This window comes from Nonomuraea muscovyensis (assembly GCF_014207745.1).
Classification (GTDB): domain Bacteria; phylum Actinomycetota; class Actinomycetes; order Streptosporangiales; family Streptosporangiaceae; genus Nonomuraea; species Nonomuraea muscovyensis.
Genome location: NZ_JACHJB010000003.1, coordinates 924,221 through 942,012, shown reverse-complemented (window position 1 = coordinate 942,012; position 17,792 = coordinate 924,221). Strand labels below are relative to the sequence as shown.

Genomic DNA, 17,792 nt, shown 5'->3' with positions numbered 1-17,792 from the left:
TACTCACACCTGATCGAGCGAGACGCTGGCGAAGAAAAGGCAGACTCTCACGCATTGGATGTCTCCCGGGCTGCTCCTACCGTTGCCAGGGCGAAAGGAGGGCCCAATGACTGTGGTCCAACAGGACGAGAAGGCCCCGGCCGGGAGCGGCGGCAGGATGCGGGCGGCGCGGATCCACGCCTACGGCGACGCGTCCGTCATCCGCTACGAGGAGGTCCCGCGTCCGCGCCCCGGGCCGGGCGAGGTGCTCGTCGAGGTGGCTGCCACCTCGTTCAACCCGTCGGAGGTGGGGCTGCGGCTCGGGCTGCTCGACGGCGTGCTGCCCGTGACCCTGCCGCACACCCTCGGCTGGGACGTCTCGGGCACGGTCGTCGAGGCCGGCCCGGAGGTGACGGCCCTGGCGCCCGGCGACCGGGTGATCGGCCTGGTGGACGGGGCCGCCGCCGACTACACGGTGGCGCCGGCCGCCGTGCTGGCCCGAGCGCCCGAGACGATCCCGCCGGCCGACGCGGCCGCCGTCCCGGTCGCCGGGCTCACCGCCTGGCAGGCCGTCTTCGAGCACGCCCGCCTCGGGCCCGGCCAGACGGTGCTGGTCAACGGCGCGGGTGGCGGGATCGGCATGTTCGCGGTGCAGCTCGCCAAGCGGGCCGGCGCCACCGTGGTGGCCACGGCGAGCCCGCGCAGCGAGGCGGCGGTCCGCCGCCTCGGCGCCGACGAGGTGGTGGACTACACCGCCGCCCCGCTGCCCGGCGGCATGGACGTGGTGCTCAACCTCGCGGGCATCCCCCCGGAGGCGGCACAGCGGCTGACCGGCCTGGTACGGCCCGGCGGCCGGATCGTCACCGTGGCGACGCCCGTCGACTCGCCCCAGGCCACCCACTTCGTCGCCCGCAACGATCCCGCCCAGCTGCGGGAGCTGGTGGCGCTCATCGACGCGGGCGCGCTCACCGTGGAGATCGCCGAGTCCCACCCGCTGACCGCCCTGCACGACATCCACCGCAGAGCGGAGTCCGGCCGCACCCGTGGCAAGATCATCATCATTCCGAGGAGCACATCGTGATCAGGATAGGCATCGTCATCGGCAGCACCCGCCCCGGTCGCAACGGCGAGACCGTGGCCCGCTGGGTGAGCGAGCTGGCGGCCAAGCGCGGCGACGCGGACTACGAGCTGGTCGACATCAAGGAGTTCGACCTGCCCCACCTGGACGAGGCGATCCCCGCGGCCATGGGCGTCTACGAGCACCCGCACACCCGGGCCTGGTCCGAGCGGATCGGCGCGTTCGACGGCTTCGTGTTCGTGACCCCGGAGTACAACAGCTCCATCCCGGGCGCGCTGAAGTCCGGGCTCGACTTCCTGTACGCCGAGTGGGCCGACAAGGCCGCCGGGCTGGTCAGCTACGGCGTGGACGGCGGCGTCCGGGCGGCCGAGCACCTGCGGCAGATGCTCGGCCGGCTCAAGGTCGCCGACGTGCCGGCCCAGGTGTCGCTGTCGCTGTTCACCGACTTCGAGGAGATGAGCGTCTTCCGGCCCGCCGCCCACCACGAGGAGAAGGTCAACGCGATGCTGGACCAGGTCACCTCCTGGGCGTCGGCGCTGCGCCCGCTCAGGGCCTGAAGTGCGTCAGCACCTCGGGGTTGGCCATGGCGTCGGGGTTGGCGGCCTGCTCGACGGGGGTCCCGAGGAGGATCTTGCGGACCGGCACCTCGAGCTTCTTGCCCGACAAGGTGCGCGGGATCCCGGGCACCGCGCGGATCTCGTCGGGCACGTGCCGGGGTGACAGTTCCGCGCGCAGCGCCTTGCACAGGGCGTCCGTCAGCTCGCCGGTCAGCTCGGCGCCCTCCGCGAGCGACACGTACAGCAGCAGCCGCCCCTCCTGCCCGAGCCGGCCGGTGTCGATCACCAGGCTGTCGGCGATCTCGTCGAAACGCTCGACGACCCGGTAGAACTCGCTGGTGCCCATGCGGACGCCGCCCCGGTTCAGCGTCGAGTCGGAGCGGCCGTAGATGACGCAGCCCCCCTCCTCGTCGATCCTGATCCAGTCGCCGTGTCGCCACACCCCGGGGTAGACGTCGAAGTAGCTGTCGCGGTAGCGCTCGCCGGACGGGTCGTTCCAGAACATGACCGGCATCGACGGCATCGGCCGGGTGAGCACCAGCTCGCCCACCTCGCCCACGACCGGCCTGCCCTCCGGGTCGTACGCCTCCACCTTCGCGCCCAGCGACCGGCACGGGATGATCCCCGCCCGGATGGGGTGGAGCGGCGTCGCGCCGACGAAGCCCGTGCACACGTCGGTGCCGCCGGAGAAGGACCCGACCGGCACGCCGGGCAGCGCCTCGGCCACCCAGGCGAACCCCTCGGGCGGCAGCGGCGACCCGGTGCTGCCCACCCCACGCAGCCGGTCGAGCCCTTCGGGGCGCACGCCCGCCTTGAGCGAGGCCATGATGTACGGCGCACCCACCCCGAAGTACGTCACCCGCTCGGAGGCGGCGATGCGCCACAGCACGGCGGGCGAGGGGTGGGCGGCCGAGCCGTCGTAGAGCACGGGCGTGGCCCCCACCAGCAGGGCGCCGACGAGGTAGTTCCACATCATCCAGCCCGTGGTGGTGTACCAGAAGAACACATCGCCTTCGCCGAGGTCCTGGTGGAAGGAGAGCGACTTCAGGTGCTCCAGCACGATGCCGCCGTGCCCGTGCACGATCGGCTTGGGCAACCCGGTCGTGCCACTGGAGTAGAGGATCCACAGCGGATGCCCGAACGGCACCCGCTCGAACTCCAGCGGCGCGCTCTCGGCGCGCAGCCCCTCCCAGCCGATCACCTCGCCGTGCGGCACCTCCCCGGTGTGGCCGGGCGCCGGCTCGGCCTGCTGCGGCGGCAGCCCCTCACCGGCCGCGGTCAGGTAGGGGATCCACACGGTGGCGCGCAGCGAGGGCAGCGCGGCGGCGATCTCGTTCACGGCGGCCGAGCGGTCGTATGCCTTGCCGTTGTAGCGGTAGCCGTCGACCGCGATCAGCACCTTGGGCTCGATCTGCCGGAACCGGTCCACGATGCCTGCCACCCCGAAGTCGGGCGAGCCGGCCGACCAGATCGCGCCGAGCGAGGCGGTGGCCAGGAAGGCGATCAGCGCCTGCGGGATGTTCGGCAGGTAGGCGGCGACCCGGTCGCCGCGCCGCACGCCCAGCCGGACCAGCCCGGCCCGGACCCGGGCCACCTCCTCGCGCAGCTCGGCGCGGGACAGCTCCTGGCGGGCGCCGTCCTCGGAGACGAACACCACGCCGGTGCCGCCGGTGTGGCGCAGGGCGTTCTCGGCGTAGTTGAGGCTGCTGCCGGCGAACCATTCGGCGGCCGGCATCGTCCCGGAGAGCACGGGCCCGTCGCCGCGCTCCCCGATCACGTCGAAGTGGTCCCAGATCGACGCCCAGAACTCCTCGGGACTGTCGACCGACCACTGCCACACCTCCTCGTAGCCCGCCCCGGACCGGCCCAGCCACTCCAGGTAGCGGGTCAGCCTCGCGCGCCTGACGACCTCGTCGGCCGGCTCCCAGAGAAGTGCGCCTTCAGCAACCATGTGCCCCATCCTGTCGCCCAGTCGATCGCGTGTCCTACAGGACCGCCCCACACAACTCCCTACCTTCTCAGGTGGTCGACCGCCATACGCGCCGCGGTGCCGATCACGGCGTCGGCGCGCGGCTGGTTCACCACGGGGCTGAACGCGCGGGTGAAGACGGCCACCGCGTACCTGCCGCCGTCGGGGTACTCGACGACGCCGACCTCGGAGCGCAGCGTCGGCAGCGTGCCGGTCTTGCCGCTGACGTCCACGTCGTCGTACGGGAAACCGGAGGCGAGCCGGTGCGGCCACACCTGCTTGTTGAGCACGGCACGCATCCAGGCGCACGAGTCGGGGGAGGCGGCCTCGTCCCGCCAGATCAGGGAGAGCAGCCTCGCCATCTCGCGCGGGGTGCTGCGGTTGGTGTGCCACGGGTCCAGCACGCGCAGCGCGGCGATCTCCTCCGGGTCGAGGTACGGCCAGCCGTGCCCGGTGTCCTCGGTCATGCTCCGGTAGAAGCCCGCGATGTCCTGCTGGACGTAGGTGACCTCCAGCCCGAACCCGGCCAGCATCGCGTTGATCGCCTCGAAGCCGACCCTGCCCAGCAGGACGTCGGCCGCGGTGTTGTCGCTCACCGCGATCATCAGGTAGGCCAGGTCGCGCAGCGACATCGTGACGTCGTCCAGCATCGCCGAGACCCCGGTCGGCCCGAACACCCGGTCGGCGGCGTGCACGGTCACCCGCTCGCCGGGGTCGAGCAGCCCGGCGTCGGCCTGCCGGCAGAACGCGACCATGAGGGGCACCTTGAACACCGACGCGGTCGGCATCGGCTCGTCGGAGCCGTGCCCGACCTCCTTGCCGGTGTCGATGTCGAGGGCGTACAGGTAGCCGGTGACGCCCGCGGCGCGAAACAGCGCGGCGAAGTCGGGAGCGCTCATGCCAGCACCCCCGGCCGGCGGCTGACCCGCCGCACGGGCACGCTCGCGGCGCCCTCGTCCGCCATGCCGGCGCGCTCCTTCAGAATCCGCACGGCCACCTCCGAGAAGGCGGCCACCTCGGCCGTCCCGGCCCGCCAGGCCGTGGAGACCCGGCCCGTGATCGGCGAGCCTAGCAGCGGCCGCCAGGCCAGTCCCGGCACCTCCTGCCGTGGACCGAACGTGACCGCGGCCCCGGCGAGCACCAGGCCCAGCCCCGCCCCCTCGTGCACCTGGGGCGGCACGTAGCCGTGGCGGCGGCACTCGGCCAGCACCTCGGCGTACAGGCCGGGCTCGCCCTCGCGGGGCGGCATCAGCAGTTCGCGGCCGCTCAGGTCCGCCAGGTGCACCTCTCCGCCACCGGCCAGCGGGTCGTCCTCGGCGAGCAGCACGCCGTGCCGCTGCGCGAGCACCTGGCCGACGTGCAGGCCCGGCGCGGTGACCGGGTGGCGCACGACGCCGACGTCGATGGCGCCCTCGGCCAGCGCGGCCACCTGGTCGGCCGTCCAGATCTCCGCCGGGGCGAGCCGCACCTCGGGGTGGCTCTCGCGGAACCCGGCGACCAGGGCGGCGATCACCGCGGCGCCGAGGTCGGGCGGGACGCCCACCCGCAGCACGGCTCCTCCGCCGCTGCGGGCCAGTTCGTGCAGCCGGTCGACGCGGGCCACGATCTCGCGGGCCTCACCGAGCAGCAGCCGGCCCTCCTCGGTGAGCCGGACCTGGCGGGCCGAGCGGTCGAACAACCGCACGCCGAGCTCCTCCTCCAGGCGCTTGATCCGCTGGCTCAGCGGTGGCTGGGCCATGCCGAGCCGGATCGCGGCGTTGCCGAAGTGGAGTTCCTCCGCCACCGCGATGAAGTAGCGAAGATGCCGGACGAGGTCCATGAGCAGGAACTATAGCCACTTCCATATAAGTTGGCCGTGCATATCACTATTGGACATCCACCGGATGGCTCTGGTGTTGTCTCCCCCATGGCACCACAAAGGGGGACAATGTACGCACGCCTCAGGGAGGAGAACGCGCCACGGAGACGGCGCCGGTGGCCGTGGGTGACCGCGGCCGTCCTCGTGCCCGTCCTCGCCGCCGGCGTGACGGTCTGGGTCCTGCGCACGACCGGCTCGCCCGAGGAGAGCGCGGAGGCGTACCTGCGGGCCTGGTCGGCGCAGGACTACGCGCGGATGCGGGAACTGGTCGCCGACCCGCCCGCCGACTTCGAGCGCCTGCACCGCCGCTTCCGCGCGGACCTGAAACTCACCGGCGCCGCCTTCCGCCTGCGCGCGACCGCCGCTGACAGCGGGGCGGCGACCTTCCGCGCCGACCTGTCCGGCCCCAAGGACTGGACGTACGAGGGGAAGCTCAGGCTGGTCGAGCGCGACCGCGCCTGGAAGGTCGACTGGAGTCCCGCGAGCATCCACCCGCTGATGACGAAGGGCCGGACGCTGCGCCTGGTCACCTCGAAGGGGCCCACGCTGCCGGTGCTGGCCGCCGACGGCCGCCGCATCGACACTCCGGGCACACCCGGCTCGGTGCAGCAACTCGTCGAAGGGCTCCGGCAGACCTATCCCGACCGGTTCGGCACGGGCGAGCGGCACCGCATCGATCTCCACGACGGCGGGCAGCGCGTCCGGACCGTCGTCGAGACGGCCGAGCAGCGGCCGCTGCGCACCACCGTGGATCTCAAGGTCCACCGGGCCGGGGCCGGGGCGCTGGAGAGTGCCGGCAAGCCGGCCTCCCTCGTGGCGCTGCGGCCCTCGACCGGCGAGATCCTCGCCGTGGTCAACAAGCCGGGCGGGTTCAACCGGGGGCTGCTCGGCAAGTATCCGCCGGGCTCCACGTTCAAGGTCGTCACCGCCTCCGCCCTGGTCGCCGGCGGCATGGCGCCGGACAAGGCGGTGAGCTGCCCGGCCGAGCAGAACATCGGCGGCTTCCCGTTCCACAACGCCGGCTTCAAGGACTACGGCACGCTGCCGTTCCGCGACGCCTTCGCCCACTCGTGCAACACCACGTTCGGCGCGATGAGCGTGACCGGGCTCGGCGGGGCCAGGCTGGCCGAGGTGGCCGCGAGCTTCGGCTTCGGCGCCCCGATCACGCCCGGCGTGCCCGCCGTCAAGGCGGACTTCCCGGCGCCGAAGGACGACACCGACCTCGCCTCCGCCTCCATCGGCCAGGGCAGGGTGCTCGCCAGCCCGCTCAACATGGCCTCGGTCGCCGCGGCCATCGCCGACGGCGCCTGGCGGCCGCCCCGGATCGTCGCCGCCGACCTGCTTCCCGACCGCACGCCGCGTCCCCGCCCGCTGGAGAAGAACGTGGTGCGCGCCCTGCGCGACCTCATGCCCGCCGTCGTCACCGACGGCACCGCCCACGCCGTCCGCTTCCCGGACGGCACCGCGGGCAAGACCGGAACGGCGGAGTACGGCTCGGGCAAGGAGCCGCCCGCGCACTCGTGGTTCATCGGCTACCGCGAGGACCTGGCGTTCGCCGTCATCGTGGAGGGCGGCGGGGCCGGCTCGGCCGTCGCCGCCCCGATCGCCGCCCGTTTCCTGAACGCCCTCTCGTGACCCGTCGGAAACCTGGGCACGTCAGAGGCCCTGGGCCCGTCAGAAGCCCTGGACCCGGCGGGAACCTTGGGGAACGCGGTCCGCCGGGGAGGTCAGCGCCGCCACAGCGGCGACCACCTCGGCGGCGTCGGACAGGTCGGGCAGCACGATGTCGGCCCCCGCCTCGCGCAGTTCGGCAGCCGTGGAACGGCCCGAGGCCACCGCGATCATGGCCGCGCCGCCGATCCTGGCGGCCTGGACGTCTCGCGTCGAGTCGCCGATGACGACCGTGTTGGCCGCCGTGAACGGCGTGCCCAGGCGCTCCTTGGCCCGGCCCTGGGCGACCTGGAGCAGCGTCGCCTTCGGATAGACCTCCTCGCCGTAGCCGCCGAGGTCGAAGTCGACGTACGGATCGAGCTTGAACGCCTTGAGCTTCAGCACGGCGTTGCCCCTGATCGTGCCGGTGAGCACCGACTGGACCACGCCGTCGAGCCTGGCCACGGCCTTGAGCGCGTCCTTGGCCCCGGGCATCGCCCGGCCCTCCTTGGCCAGCCGCTTGCGCCGGTCGGCGAAGGCCAGGGCGAGCGCCGACAGGAACCTCGGCAGGTGGTCGTCCTCGGCGACGACGCCGTTGACGGCGAGGGTCTCGAACACGATCTCGGAGTCTGGCCGGCCGAGCGCCGGCGCGAGCTTGACCAGCGGGCGGCCGGTCACGACGCGGAACGCCTCGGCGTAGGCGTCTCGGGTGACGATGGCGACGTCGACCAGGGTCAGGTCGAGGTTCCAGAGCACTAAGCGGTTGATGGCGGCCTCCTGGGGGGAACCCTGCAAGAGTACGGCCACCGCCCCGCTCACCGCGCGCCCCCGGCCCCTCCCGGCCGCGGCAGGACGGGGTCAGGCATGGCCGAGCGCTTCGGCGAGGGTGTCGACCACCGGCAGGCCGGTGGCCTCCAGGTCGGCCCGGCTCGTCATGCCGCCCGTGTAGAGCACCGCCCGGGCGCCGACGTGCTCGGCGGCGAGCCCGTCGTCCACGCTGTCGCCGATCACCAGCACGTCGCGCGGCTCCACGCCGAGCCGCTCGATGTGGTCGGCCATGTGCCCGGCCTTCTCGCCACCGGTGACTCCCAGTAACCCGTCGATCCGGGTGAAGTGGCCGGTGATGCCGAACGACTCGACGATCGGGACCAGGTGGGAGTGCGGCGCCATCGAGCACAGCGACTGGCTGCCCGTCCAGGAGGTCAGCGCGTGCTCGGCGTCGGCGGCCAGCCGGCAGGCGACGCTCAGCCGGAAGTAGTGGTCGTGGAAGCCCACGTCGAGCACCTCCCACTCCCCCTCGGCCAGCGGCCGGCCCAGCAACCGCTCGTAGGCCAGCCAGATCGGACGCGTGTAGACGGCGCGGAAGCCGTCGGGGGTGAGCGGCGGCAGCTCGTAGCCGGCGAACAGCTCGTTCGTCGCCCCCACCACGGCGTCGATGTCGTGGAAGAGGGTGCCGTTCCAATCCCAGATGATGTGCTTCGTCATGTCCCTTCCAGCCTAGCGAGCGCGGGCGACAATCGGCGGCACCCGGCGCCTCAGCCCAGCAGGTCGGGGATCTCCTGCGTGGCGTACCACATGAGCTCGTGCGCCTCGGCCCCGTCCACGGTGAAGCGGGCGTCGTCGTCGCCCTTGTCGGCGGCGGGCAGCGCGTCCATCGCGGCCATGACGTCGGGGACAGCGGACAGGTCGTCCACGTGCACCGCGGCCACCTTGGCCAGCGGGACCGGCCGGTCGACGCGCACCCTGCCGCGGTCCGCGAGCTCGGCGCCGGCCGTCAGGTCGGAGTCGGGCACCTCGGCCACGACCACCACGCGGCGCGGCACGGCGCCGCCGTCGCCGTCGGCCAGCAGCCGCAGGGACGCCCGGGCGGCCTCGGTCAGGGCGACGTACTCGAGCTCCTCCGTGTCGCCCGAGGCGTACCACTCGATCAGCGCGGGCGTCACCGCGTAACCGGTCAGCGGAGCCGGCCCGAGCTCGCCCGCCTCGACCACCCTGGCGAGTGCGGGCAGCGTGCACGGCAGGTAGACGCGCATCAGGAACCTTTCTGGCGGCGTGCGGGCACCATCATGCCCGGCGCAGCGGGAGTCGGAGAAGTGTCTCGAGCTGGGCGAGGGTCGTGTCGGGGTCGCGGTGGTGGATGCCCGCGATGCCGAGCCCCCGCGCGGCCACGATGTTGGCCTCGATGTCGTCGACGAACACGCACGCCTCGCCGGGCAGCCCCACCAGCCCGAGCGCGTGGTGGAAGATGCGCGGCTCCGGCTTGCGCATGCCCACCTCACCGGAGATCACCACCGCGTCGAAGACCTCGTCCCAGTCGTCGCGCGGGTAGGTGTTGGCCCACGAGTTGGACAGCAGGCACGTCTTGACGCCGTTGGCCCGGGCCGTGCGGAGCATCTCGTACATGACCTCGACCCGGTCAAAGCCGGCGAACATCCGCTCCAGCAGCCCCTCGGCCTCCGGCGGCACCCCGTCGAGGGTGAGCAGCCGGGCGGCGAGGTCGCGCTCGAAGGCGGCGCCGTCGAGCTCGCCGCGTTCGAGGGCGTGCACGACGGTCTCCCGATCGCCGCCGTACGCCTGGCTGACCAGCTCGGTCATCACCTCGCGGTAGTGGTCGTGGTCGATGCGGTCGGCCTCGATCCACCGCGCGATGGAGTCGGACATGCTGGTCGTGAGCACCCCGCCCCAGTCGATCAGAACACCTGTGACCACACCGCCTCCTCGGCTCGCGCTCCGGCTCCAGGGTAAAGCGTCGCACGCCGGTTGACGCCCGAGGAAATCCTGGACAAAGGATCACCGAATCTCACGGTCACGCTGCCGTCCCGGTTCTCGCCGGACACAGCGGGCTAGCGCCCGCCGCGGGCGACCCGGGCGGCCAGCCTGCGGTGCTCGGCCGAGCGCAGCACGCCGGCCGCCTTCGCCGCCGACGCGGCGGGCGCCCCGCGCAGGATCCCCCGGGCCTGCTTGAGCGTCAGGAGCCGGGTGACCGACTGGTCGAGCCGCTGCTTGGAGATCCGGCCGGACTTCGCCGCGGTCAGCACCGCGTTGTACGCCTTCGGGAAGTCGTTCGGCATGAGCAGCAGGTCGGCCCCGGCGAGGACGGCCCGCACGGCCACCTCGCCGTCGTCGTACTTCTTGCGCACGCCCTCCATGTTGAGCGCGTCGGTCGAGATGACGCCCTTGAAGCCGAGCTTGTCGCGGAGCAGGCCGGTCAGGATCGGCTTGGACAGCGTCGCCGGGTCGCCCGAGGGGTCGAGCTTGGGGAAGACGATGTGGGCGCTCATCACCGCGTCGACGCCCGAGGCGATCGCGGCCCTGAACGGCGGGGCGTCGAGCCGTTCCCACTGGGCCCGGGTGTGCTTGATCACCGGTAGCCCGGTGTGGCTGTCGACGTCCGTGTCGCCGTGGCCGGGGAAGTGCTTGGCGGTGGCCGCCACGTTCGCGTCGGCGAAGCCCTTGACGGCGGCCGAGACCATCCGCGACACGTGCGCGGGGTCGTCGCCGAAGGCGCGCTTGCCGATGACGGGGTTCTTCGGGTTGACGTTCACGTCGGCGACGGGCGCGAAGTCGAGGTTGACGCCGAGAGCGCGCAGTTCGTCGCCGGTGGCCCGGGCGACCGCCCGCGACAGTGCCGTGCTCCTGGTGGCGCCGACCTGCGCGGCTCCGGGGAACGGTGTCATGAGCGCGCCCATCCGGGAGACCAGGCCGTTCTCCTGGTCGGTGCCGATGAGCAACGGCACCTCGGGGGACGCCTTCTGCAGTCCGTTGGTCAGTGCGACCACCTGGCCGACGCTCTTGACGTTGGCGGGGAACAGGATGACGCCGCCCAGGTGGTAGCGGGCGACGACCTTGGCCGGGGTCTGGGCGCCGTACCTGGCCTGGTTCTCGCCCGAGACGGTGCCGGCCGTCGTGCCGTACAGGACGGGCATGAAGAGCTGGCCGACCTTCTCCTCCAGGCTCATGCCGGCCAGCGCCCGCCGCACGTCGCCGGACTGCGCGGGCGCCCGGCCCTGCGCCGCCCCGCCCGAGGTGGGCCCGGCCGTCTGCGCGGGGGTCTGTGCGGGGGTCGTGCCGGCGGTCCCGGTGGCCGCGGTCCGCGCGCCGTCCGATGACCGCTCCGCCGGGCGGGCCGCGCCCGCCGCCTCGCCGCCACCACCGCCGCACGCCGCCAGAGCCGCGACGAGCACGCCTGCCATGCCGATCCGTCCAACCATGCACCCCACCGTATCCAGGCTCCACGGTGCCCGGACCCGGCTTGACGCCTTCCGGACCCGCACCGGTCAGGCGGGGGTCACCACGCGGGGGCCTTCGTCACGGCGACCCGGCGATGCCGGCCAGCTCGTCGAGCACCGCGTCGGAGCCCTCGCCCTCAGCCCTGATCACGATGGTCTCGTCCTGCTTCACGTCCAGCGCCAGGATCTGCAGAATGCTCTTGCCGTTGATCGGCGCGCCGTCACCCGAGGCCCTGGCCACGGTGACGGCCATCGGCGCCTTGGCCGCCGCCCGGACGAACGTCGCGGCCGGGCGGGCGTGCAGGCCGACCTCCGCGACCACGGTGACCCTGCGTTCAGGCATGGAAGTCCTCCTTCTACCGGTCCAGACCAGCCGGACCCTTTCACAACCAACGGAACAATTCATCCCCTGCCCGTACCCTTCCCGCCACCACGCACCGTACCGAGGCGGCGGGCGCGTCAAGCGCGACGACAGGGCAGACCGGCGACCGGCCACCGGCCTCGACCTGGCTGGGGTCCCAGGCGACGACGGGCTGGCCCGCGCGCACCCGGTCGCCCTCCGCGGCGAGGAGTTGGAACCCCTCGCCCCTGAGCTGCACCGTGTCGATGCCGAGGTGCACCAGCACGCCCTTGCCGTCGTCTCCCACGATGACGTAGGCGTGCGGATGCAGTTTCATGATTTTTCCAGCAAGGGGGGCGACGGCCTCACCCGGCCCCCGGTACGGGTCGATCGCCGTACCGGGGCCCACCATGCCCGCGGAGAAGACCGGATCGGGAACGGCCGCCAGCCCCACAGCCATCCCCCCGACCGGGGCGAGGACAGTCGTCATGGTCTCGCTCTCTAACCGATGACATCCCCGATGTCGCCGGCGATCGTGTCGGCCTCCGGCCCCACCACGACCTGCACCACGTTGCCCGCCACCATCACCCCGTGGACGCCGGCCGCCCGCAGGGCCTCCCTGTCGACCTTGGAGGCGTCACGCACCTCCGTGCGCAGCCGGGTGATGCAGGGCTCGATGTCGATGATGTTGCCGGCACCGCCCAGCCCGGCGATGATCGCGTTCGCCTCCGCCGTCATGGCGTCTCCTCCTCGTTGTCCGGACGGCCGCGTTCGGCCGGTCCGCGCTCAGTCCGTCTGCGTGACCTTGTTCAGCCCTCGCGGCGCGTCGGGGTCCACGCCGAGCCTCCTGGCCAGCGCCTCGGTGAGCAACTGCCCGGGAACGATGAGACCCATCGGCGCGACCCACTCCGGCAGGTCGGGACCGTTGAGCGCGGCCGTGCCCGCCTTGGCGAGCGTCGCGCCGCCGCCGATCGTGTACGCCGCCGCGCCGGCCGCCACCACCCGCTCGGCCAGCGCCACCGTGCCGGCCAGCGTGGGGCTGTTCTCCGCGGCCACCAGCACCGCGGGCGTCTCGGCGTCCACGACCGCGATCGGCCCGTGCAGCAGGTCGGCGTACGACAGGCCCATGGCGTGCAGGTAGCAGGCCTCCTTGAGCTTGAGCGCGGTCTCCAGCGCGGTCGAGAAGGCCAGGCCGCGGGCCGACACCACGGCGCCGTGCTTGTCGGCCAGGCCCTCGACGACCGCGTCCAGGTCGCCGGGGTTGGCGATCAGCTCCTCCACCGCGTCCGGCACCCGCTGCAGGTCGGCGGCGTCCACCTCGGCGCCCAGGCCCAGCGCGAGCACGGCCAGCGCGGCGAGCTGGGTCGTGTAGGTCTTGGTGGCGGGGACCGCCTTCTCCTCGCCGGCGACCGTGCACAGCGCCACGTCGGCGGCCTGCGCGAGCGGGCTGTCCGGGCCGCCGTTGGTGATGCCGACGGTCGCGGCCCCGCAGTCGCGCGCCCAGGCGAGCGTCTCCACGATCTCCTCGGTACGGCCCGACTGGGAGATCGCCACGGCCAGCACCCCGTCGAGGTCGAGCCTGCGCCGGTACGTCGTCGCCACCGACGGCGCGGCCAGCGCGGCGAGCCGCCCGGCGCGCGACTCGACGAGGTAGCGGCCGTAGACTGCGGCGTTGTCGGAGGTGCCCCGCGCGATGAAGAGCAACTGGCGGGTCCGCTCGCCGAGCGCCTTCACCTCATCGACCCTGGGGAGGAGGGAGTCGAGCGTGGCTCGCAGCGCCGCCGGCTGCTCGGCGATCTCGCTGCGCATCTTGGTCGTCATCGCGCGCTCATCCTTCAATCGTTACCGTACGGACTTGACCCTGTTTTGCGACATGTGGTCTAGTCCGGACTAGACCAGTACGAACCATAGCCCATTGCCCAGGTCAGATCGAGGGGAGGATCCGTGGCGCACATCGATCCCGACAGCCCGGTGCCCAAGTACTTCCAGCTACGCGAGATCCTGCTGGACCTCATCGACAGCGACGAGCTGAGCATCGGCGCCGCGATCCCGTCCGAGCGCGAGCTCTGCCAGCGCTTCGGCCTGTCCCGGATGACCGTACGGCAGGCCGTCGACCATCTGGTGTCCGAAGGCCGCCTGCACCGGGTGCCCGGCAAGGGCACGTTCGTCGCCCGGCCCAAGATCGAGCTGGCGCTCCAGCTCACCTCGTTCACCGACGACATGCGGGCCCGCGGGATGGAGCCCGGCTCGCGCGACCTCGACCGCCGGACCGTGCGCGCCAGCGCCCACCTGGCCAAGGAGCTGGGCATCGCCCCCGGCGAGGAGGTCCACTTCATCGAACGCCTGCGCACCGCCGACGGCGAGCCGCTGTCCATCGAACGGGCGCACATCCCGGTCCGCCTCGCCCCCGACCTGGCCGAGCACGACCTGTCGGGCAGGTCGCTGTACGAGCTGCTGGAGAGCCGCTACGGGCTCGTCATGGACGCGGGCGAGCTCACCATCGACGGCGGCATCGCCGACCCGAGCGACGCCGACCTGCTCAAGCTGCCCCGTGGCGGCGCCGTGCTGCTGCTGCAGCGCCGGTCCTTCTCCGGCGGGGTCTGCGCCGAACTGGGCGTCTCCACCTACCGCGCCGACCGCTACCAGCTCCGCACCGTCCTCGAGATGCCGGTACGGCGGGGCTGAGCTGCGGCGCGTGACCGGCCGACGGCACGCGCCCCACGTCCCGCAGCCCTGAGCCCGCAGCTCACGCCGACTTCCCGACACCCGACTCCCGGAGGCCCGACTTCCCACTCCGGAGGCCCGGCTCCCATCACCCGGAGGACCCGGTGAACGAGACCACCGCCGCCAGGCCGTCGCCGTTCGCACGAGTGATGAGCGTGCTCCAGCGGCTCGGCCGCTCCCTCATGCTGCCGATCGCCGCGCTGCCCGCCGCCGCGCTGCTCCTCCGGTTCGGCCAGCCCGACATGCTCGGCTCCAACGGCGCGAAGCCCGGCGGGCTGGCGGACGTGGCGGGCTTCGGCTGGCTGAACCAGGTGGCCGAGGTGCTGGCCGCCGCCGGTGGGGCGCTGCTGGAGAACATCCCGCTGCTGTTCGCGGTGGGGGTCGCGATCGGGTTCGCGCGCAAGGCCGACGGCACGACCGCGCTGGCGGCGGTGGTGGGCTACCTGGTGTTCGACCGGGTGACGAAGGTGATGTTCTTCGGCTCGGCCATCCGCGACACCGTGCTGCTGCGCAAGGTCGAGGAGCCGGGCGTCACCGAGGTCATCGACTACGGCCTGCAGAACCCCACCAAGGTGCTCGGCGGCATCCTGATGGGGCTCGTCACCGCGCTGCTGTGGCAGCGCTTCCACCGGATCAAGTTGCCGTCGTGGCTGGCGTTCTTCGGCGGGCGCCGGTTCGTGCCGATCGTCACGGCCATCACGGCGCTGGTCCTCGGCGTACTGGTCGGCTGGGTGTGGCCGCTGCTGGCCGAGTGGATCGGCGCCGCCGGTGAGGCGCTGACCACGCTGGGGCCGCTGGGCACCGGGCTCTACGGGTTGATCAACCGGTTGCTGATCCCGCTGGGACTGCACCACTTCGTCAACTCGATCGTGTGGCACGTGGTGCCGCAGTGCGAGGTGGGCGGGCGGGTCCTCGGCGGTGACTGGAACTGCTACTTCGGCGGGGCCGAGCACGCGGGACAGTTCATGGCGGGCTTCTTCCCCGTCATGATGTTCGCGCTGCCCGCCGCCGCGCTCGCCATGTGGCGGGCCGCGCCCAGGCACCGGCGTCCCGCGGTCGGCGGCATCATGCTGTCGGCCGCCCTGGCGTCCTTCGTGACGGGCATCACCGAGCCGATCGAGTTCGCGTTCATCTTCGTGGCGCCGCTGCTGCTCGTCGTGCACGCCGTACTGACCGGGCTGGCGATGGCGCTCACCACGCTGATCGGTGGACAGCTCGGCTTCGGCTTCTCCGCCGGGCTGCTCGACATGCTGCTCAACGCCGGCAAGGCCAACACCGCCAACCTGCCCGGCATCCTGCTGCTCGGCGTGGTGTACGGGGTCGTCTACTACGTGGTGTTCAGCTTCCTGATCCGCAGGCTCGACATCATGACCCCGGGCCGCGAACCCGAGCCGGACGTCGACTCCGGCGAGACGGGCCCGCCCTCCCCCCAGCAGGCGTGAGGCGGGGTTACGGACACCACTCACCCGCCCGTCCCCTTACCGAACGCCCGGCCGGTCGCCGCGTCACCCCTCCAACTCGTCCCGACGATCCTCACATAACCCCTCGAACGGGCCGCCGTTCCGAGAAAGTTGGCGTCCCGCGTATCGGGAGGCGGGGCCGAAAACTCCTTGTAGTGATCGTCCCCCTATGACCATGGAGCGTTCATGCGCCCCCTGCACACCACCCGAACGACACCGCACCCCTCCACCCCCACGCCCGCGCGGGGGACGGCGCCCCACCGGTGCGTCCCCTCCTCCCCGCCGGTGCGCGGGGCCCTCGCCCTCGAACCGGATCCCCTGGTGTGGGGCCCGCCGGGTGCGATCCCCGACGAGCGCGGGCTGCGCCTGCTCGGCCAGGCGCTCGCCGAAGTCCTCACGGGCCGCCGCCCTCCGGAGACCGTCGCCGGGCGCCTCACCGACCTGGCCTACCGTGAGCTGGTCCGCGCCGGCCGGATGATCCGGGCCACCCGGCCCCCGTTCGCCGGGGTCCCCCGCGTGACGGAGCCCCGGGAGGGCGCGGTCGAGATGTGCCTGCTGATCCACTGCGGCGAACGCAGCCACGTCCTCGCCCTGCGCCTCGAACGGCGCGGCGTCCAGTGGCTGGTCACGGACTTCGAGACCGCGTGAACGCGAAGGGCCGAGGCGCCCGCCCCGTTCGGCCCTTCCCCACTCCACGCCGTCCGCGCTCCGGCCCCGCCCGACCCTCAGGTCCCGGCCACCCGCTCCAAGCCCCGAGAACCGGTCCCTGGAACGTACGCCAAGCCGTGCCCCTGGGACCTGACGCGCGGCTGCGGAGCGGGTGAGGGATCCTACGTTCCGGTGCCACGTGCGCGTGCGGATGTGGGGTTCGAATCGTAATCTAAACGTCCCTATCACTCCCTTTGCTTAGTAGAATAGGGAGTGATGAATGACCCGAGGCCCGCCTTGCTCTGCGCGCGCTCGCCCGCGAGTCGAACAGGTCCGGCCGCGGGTGGTCCGTTCCGAATCTCGACGCGCTCGATGCGCGGTTGGCGGTGCAGGCGTCATGACCATGATCTACAAGTCCGAGGCCGGTGGACGCGAGCTCCTCGACCACTACCGGCAGGTGCTGGACACCTGGCCGGTTCCCGCCGAACACGTACGGGTGCCGACTCGCGAGAACGAGACCTTCGTCCTCGTCTCCGGCCCGCAGGACGCGCCGCCTCTGGTGCTGCTGCACGGCTCGGGCGCGAACGCGTCGATGTGGCGAGGAGATATCGCCACCTGGTCCCAGCACTTCCGCACGTATGCGGTCGACCTCGTCGGCGAGCCTGGGCTGAGCGCGCCCTCGCGCCCCGCCCTGGACTCCGACGCCGTGTCACTCTGGCTGGACGACGTACTCGAAGGGCTCGGGATCACCAGCGCCGCGTTCGTCGCCACGTCCCTCGGCGGCTGGATGGCACTGGACTACGCCATCCGCCGTCCAGAACGAGTGACTCGCCTGGTCCTGATGTGCCCCGGCGGCGTGGGACGGCAGAGGGTCGGCTGGATCTTCAAGGCCCTGCTGACCCGCCCGTTCCGACGCGGCGGACTGCGCGAGTCGGCGATGGCTGTCGCCGGCCTGGACGGGGAGCGGGACCGGCAGGCGCTCGACGCCGTCGTCCTGACGTTCACGCACTTCAACCCGCGCAGGGAAAGGCTCCCGGTGTTCCCCGACGACGCGTTGCGCGGCCTCACCATGCCCGTACTCGTCATCGTCGGCGGCCGTGACGTCATGTTCGACTCCCGCCAGACCGCGCGGCGCGTCCGGGAGTGCGTTTCGCGCTCGACCGTGAACCTGCTCCCCGAGGCCGGTCACGCCATCTTCGGCCAGGCCGAGCCGATCGCCAGGTTCCTCCGGGCCTGACGAAAACCCTGTGGAGCCCTCCCAGCAGTGACTCCACAGGGTTCGCGGCCCTTCGGTCCCCGG

At 72.5% G+C, this 17,792-nt stretch carries 19 protein-coding genes; 7 read left to right on the top strand and 12 right to left on the bottom strand.

Going from position 1 to position 17,792, the window contains the following annotated elements; genetic code table 11:
- The first annotated feature begins 106 nt into the window (after window positions 1–106).
- Window positions 107–1,060, top strand: a complete 954-nt coding sequence (locus FHU36_RS36135) for an NADP-dependent oxidoreductase (protein ID WP_246503052.1) — start codon at window positions 107–109, stop codon at window positions 1,058–1,060.
- Window positions 1,057–1,614, top strand: coding sequence for an NADPH-dependent FMN reductase (locus FHU36_RS36130; RefSeq protein ID WP_185088532.1), 558 nt, complete (start codon window positions 1,057–1,059; stop codon window positions 1,612–1,614). The genes FHU36_RS36135 and FHU36_RS36130 overlap by 4 nt, the downstream gene beginning before the upstream one ends.
- Here FHU36_RS36130 and FHU36_RS36125 read toward each other — a convergent pair.
- Genes FHU36_RS36125 through FHU36_RS36115 form a run of 3 tightly spaced genes read right to left on the bottom strand, consistent with a single transcriptional unit; the run spans window position 1,604 to window position 5,402 of the window.
- On the bottom strand, window positions 1,604–3,565 hold the full coding sequence (locus FHU36_RS36125; RefSeq protein WP_185088531.1) for an acetoacetate--CoA ligase: 1,962 nt from the start codon (window positions 3,563–3,565) through the stop codon (window positions 1,604–1,606). The genes FHU36_RS36130 and FHU36_RS36125 overlap by 11 nt on opposite strands.
- 59 nt (window positions 3,566–3,624) lie before the next feature.
- The gene (locus FHU36_RS36120; RefSeq protein ID WP_185088530.1) at window positions 3,625–4,482 is read right to left on the bottom strand and encodes a serine hydrolase; all 858 of its coding nucleotides are present in this window, start codon (window positions 4,480–4,482) and stop codon (window positions 3,625–3,627) included.
- On the bottom strand, window positions 4,479–5,402 hold the full coding sequence (locus tag FHU36_RS36115; RefSeq protein ID WP_185088529.1) for a LysR family transcriptional regulator: 924 nt from the start codon (window positions 5,400–5,402) through the stop codon (window positions 4,479–4,481). Before FHU36_RS36115 ends, FHU36_RS36120 begins: the two co-directional genes overlap by 4 nt.
- A gap of 165 nt (window positions 5,403–5,567) precedes the next feature.
- On the opposite strand from FHU36_RS36115, the gene FHU36_RS36110 reads away from it, so the two are divergent.
- A complete protein-coding gene (locus FHU36_RS36110; protein ID WP_312892078.1) occupies window positions 5,568–7,076 on the top strand; it encodes a penicillin-binding transpeptidase domain-containing protein in 1,509 nt (502 codons plus the stop codon).
- Window positions 7,077–7,115: 39 nt separating this feature from the next.
- Here FHU36_RS36110 and FHU36_RS36105 read toward each other — a convergent pair whose 3' ends face one another.
- The 9 genes from FHU36_RS36105 to FHU36_RS36065 all read right to left on the bottom strand — a co-directional run bounded on the left by FHU36_RS36105 (window position 7,116) and on the right by FHU36_RS36065 (window position 13,481).
- A complete protein-coding gene (locus FHU36_RS36105; protein WP_312892077.1) occupies window positions 7,116–7,898 on the bottom strand; it encodes an HAD family hydrolase in 783 nt (260 codons plus the stop codon).
- A gap of 51 nt (window positions 7,899–7,949) precedes the next feature.
- The gene (locus FHU36_RS36100) at window positions 7,950–8,576 is read right to left on the bottom strand and encodes an HAD family hydrolase (protein ID WP_185088527.1); all 627 of its coding nucleotides are present in this window, start codon (window positions 8,574–8,576) and stop codon (window positions 7,950–7,952) included.
- A gap of 50 nt (window positions 8,577–8,626) precedes the next feature.
- A complete protein-coding gene (locus tag FHU36_RS36095; RefSeq protein ID WP_185088526.1) occupies window positions 8,627–9,124 on the bottom strand; it encodes a DUF6912 family protein in 498 nt (165 codons plus the stop codon).
- 31 nt (window positions 9,125–9,155) lie between these two features.
- A complete protein-coding gene (locus FHU36_RS36090) occupies window positions 9,156–9,800 on the bottom strand; it encodes an HAD family hydrolase (protein ID WP_312892076.1) in 645 nt (214 codons plus the stop codon).
- A 134-nt stretch (window positions 9,801–9,934) separates the two neighbouring features.
- On the bottom strand, window positions 9,935–11,302 hold the full coding sequence (locus FHU36_RS36085; RefSeq protein ID WP_185088525.1) for a glycoside hydrolase family 3 protein: 1,368 nt from the start codon (window positions 11,300–11,302) through the stop codon (window positions 9,935–9,937).
- 97 nt (window positions 11,303–11,399) lie between these two features.
- The gene (locus tag FHU36_RS36080) at window positions 11,400–11,663 is read right to left on the bottom strand and encodes an HPr family phosphocarrier protein (protein WP_185088524.1); all 264 of its coding nucleotides are present in this window, start codon (window positions 11,661–11,663) and stop codon (window positions 11,400–11,402) included.
- Between the two features lie 40 nt (window positions 11,664–11,703).
- Window positions 11,704–12,150 (bottom strand): PTS sugar transporter subunit IIA, encoded by a 447-nt coding sequence (locus FHU36_RS36075; protein WP_185088523.1) that lies wholly within the window; start codon window positions 12,148–12,150, stop codon window positions 11,704–11,706.
- A gap of 11 nt (window positions 12,151–12,161) precedes the next feature.
- On the bottom strand, window positions 12,162–12,398 hold the full coding sequence (locus FHU36_RS36070) for a PTS sugar transporter subunit IIB (RefSeq protein WP_185088522.1): 237 nt from the start codon (window positions 12,396–12,398) through the stop codon (window positions 12,162–12,164).
- Between the two features lie 48 nt (window positions 12,399–12,446).
- The gene (locus tag FHU36_RS36065) at window positions 12,447–13,481 is read right to left on the bottom strand and encodes an SIS domain-containing protein (protein WP_185088521.1); all 1,035 of its coding nucleotides are present in this window, start codon (window positions 13,479–13,481) and stop codon (window positions 12,447–12,449) included.
- 123 nt (window positions 13,482–13,604) lie between these two features.
- Between FHU36_RS36065 and FHU36_RS36060 the strand changes: the two genes are divergently transcribed.
- From FHU36_RS36060 to FHU36_RS36045, 4 genes are all read left to right on the top strand, one after another.
- On the top strand, window positions 13,605–14,345 hold the full coding sequence (locus FHU36_RS36060) for a GntR family transcriptional regulator (RefSeq protein WP_185088520.1): 741 nt from the start codon (window positions 13,605–13,607) through the stop codon (window positions 14,343–14,345).
- 143 nt (window positions 14,346–14,488) lie between these two features.
- On the top strand, window positions 14,489–15,826 hold the full coding sequence (locus FHU36_RS36055) for a PTS transporter subunit EIIC (protein ID WP_312892074.1): 1,338 nt from the start codon (window positions 14,489–14,491) through the stop codon (window positions 15,824–15,826).
- A 204-nt stretch (window positions 15,827–16,030) separates the two neighbouring features.
- Window positions 16,031–16,492, top strand: a complete 462-nt coding sequence (locus FHU36_RS36050; protein WP_221497098.1) for an Rv3235 family protein — start codon at window positions 16,031–16,033, stop codon at window positions 16,490–16,492.
- 397 nt (window positions 16,493–16,889) lie between these two features.
- Window positions 16,890–17,729, top strand: coding sequence for an alpha/beta fold hydrolase (locus tag FHU36_RS36045; RefSeq protein WP_185088519.1), 840 nt, complete (start codon window positions 16,890–16,892; stop codon window positions 17,727–17,729).
- Window positions 17,730–17,792: the final 63 nt, after the last annotated feature.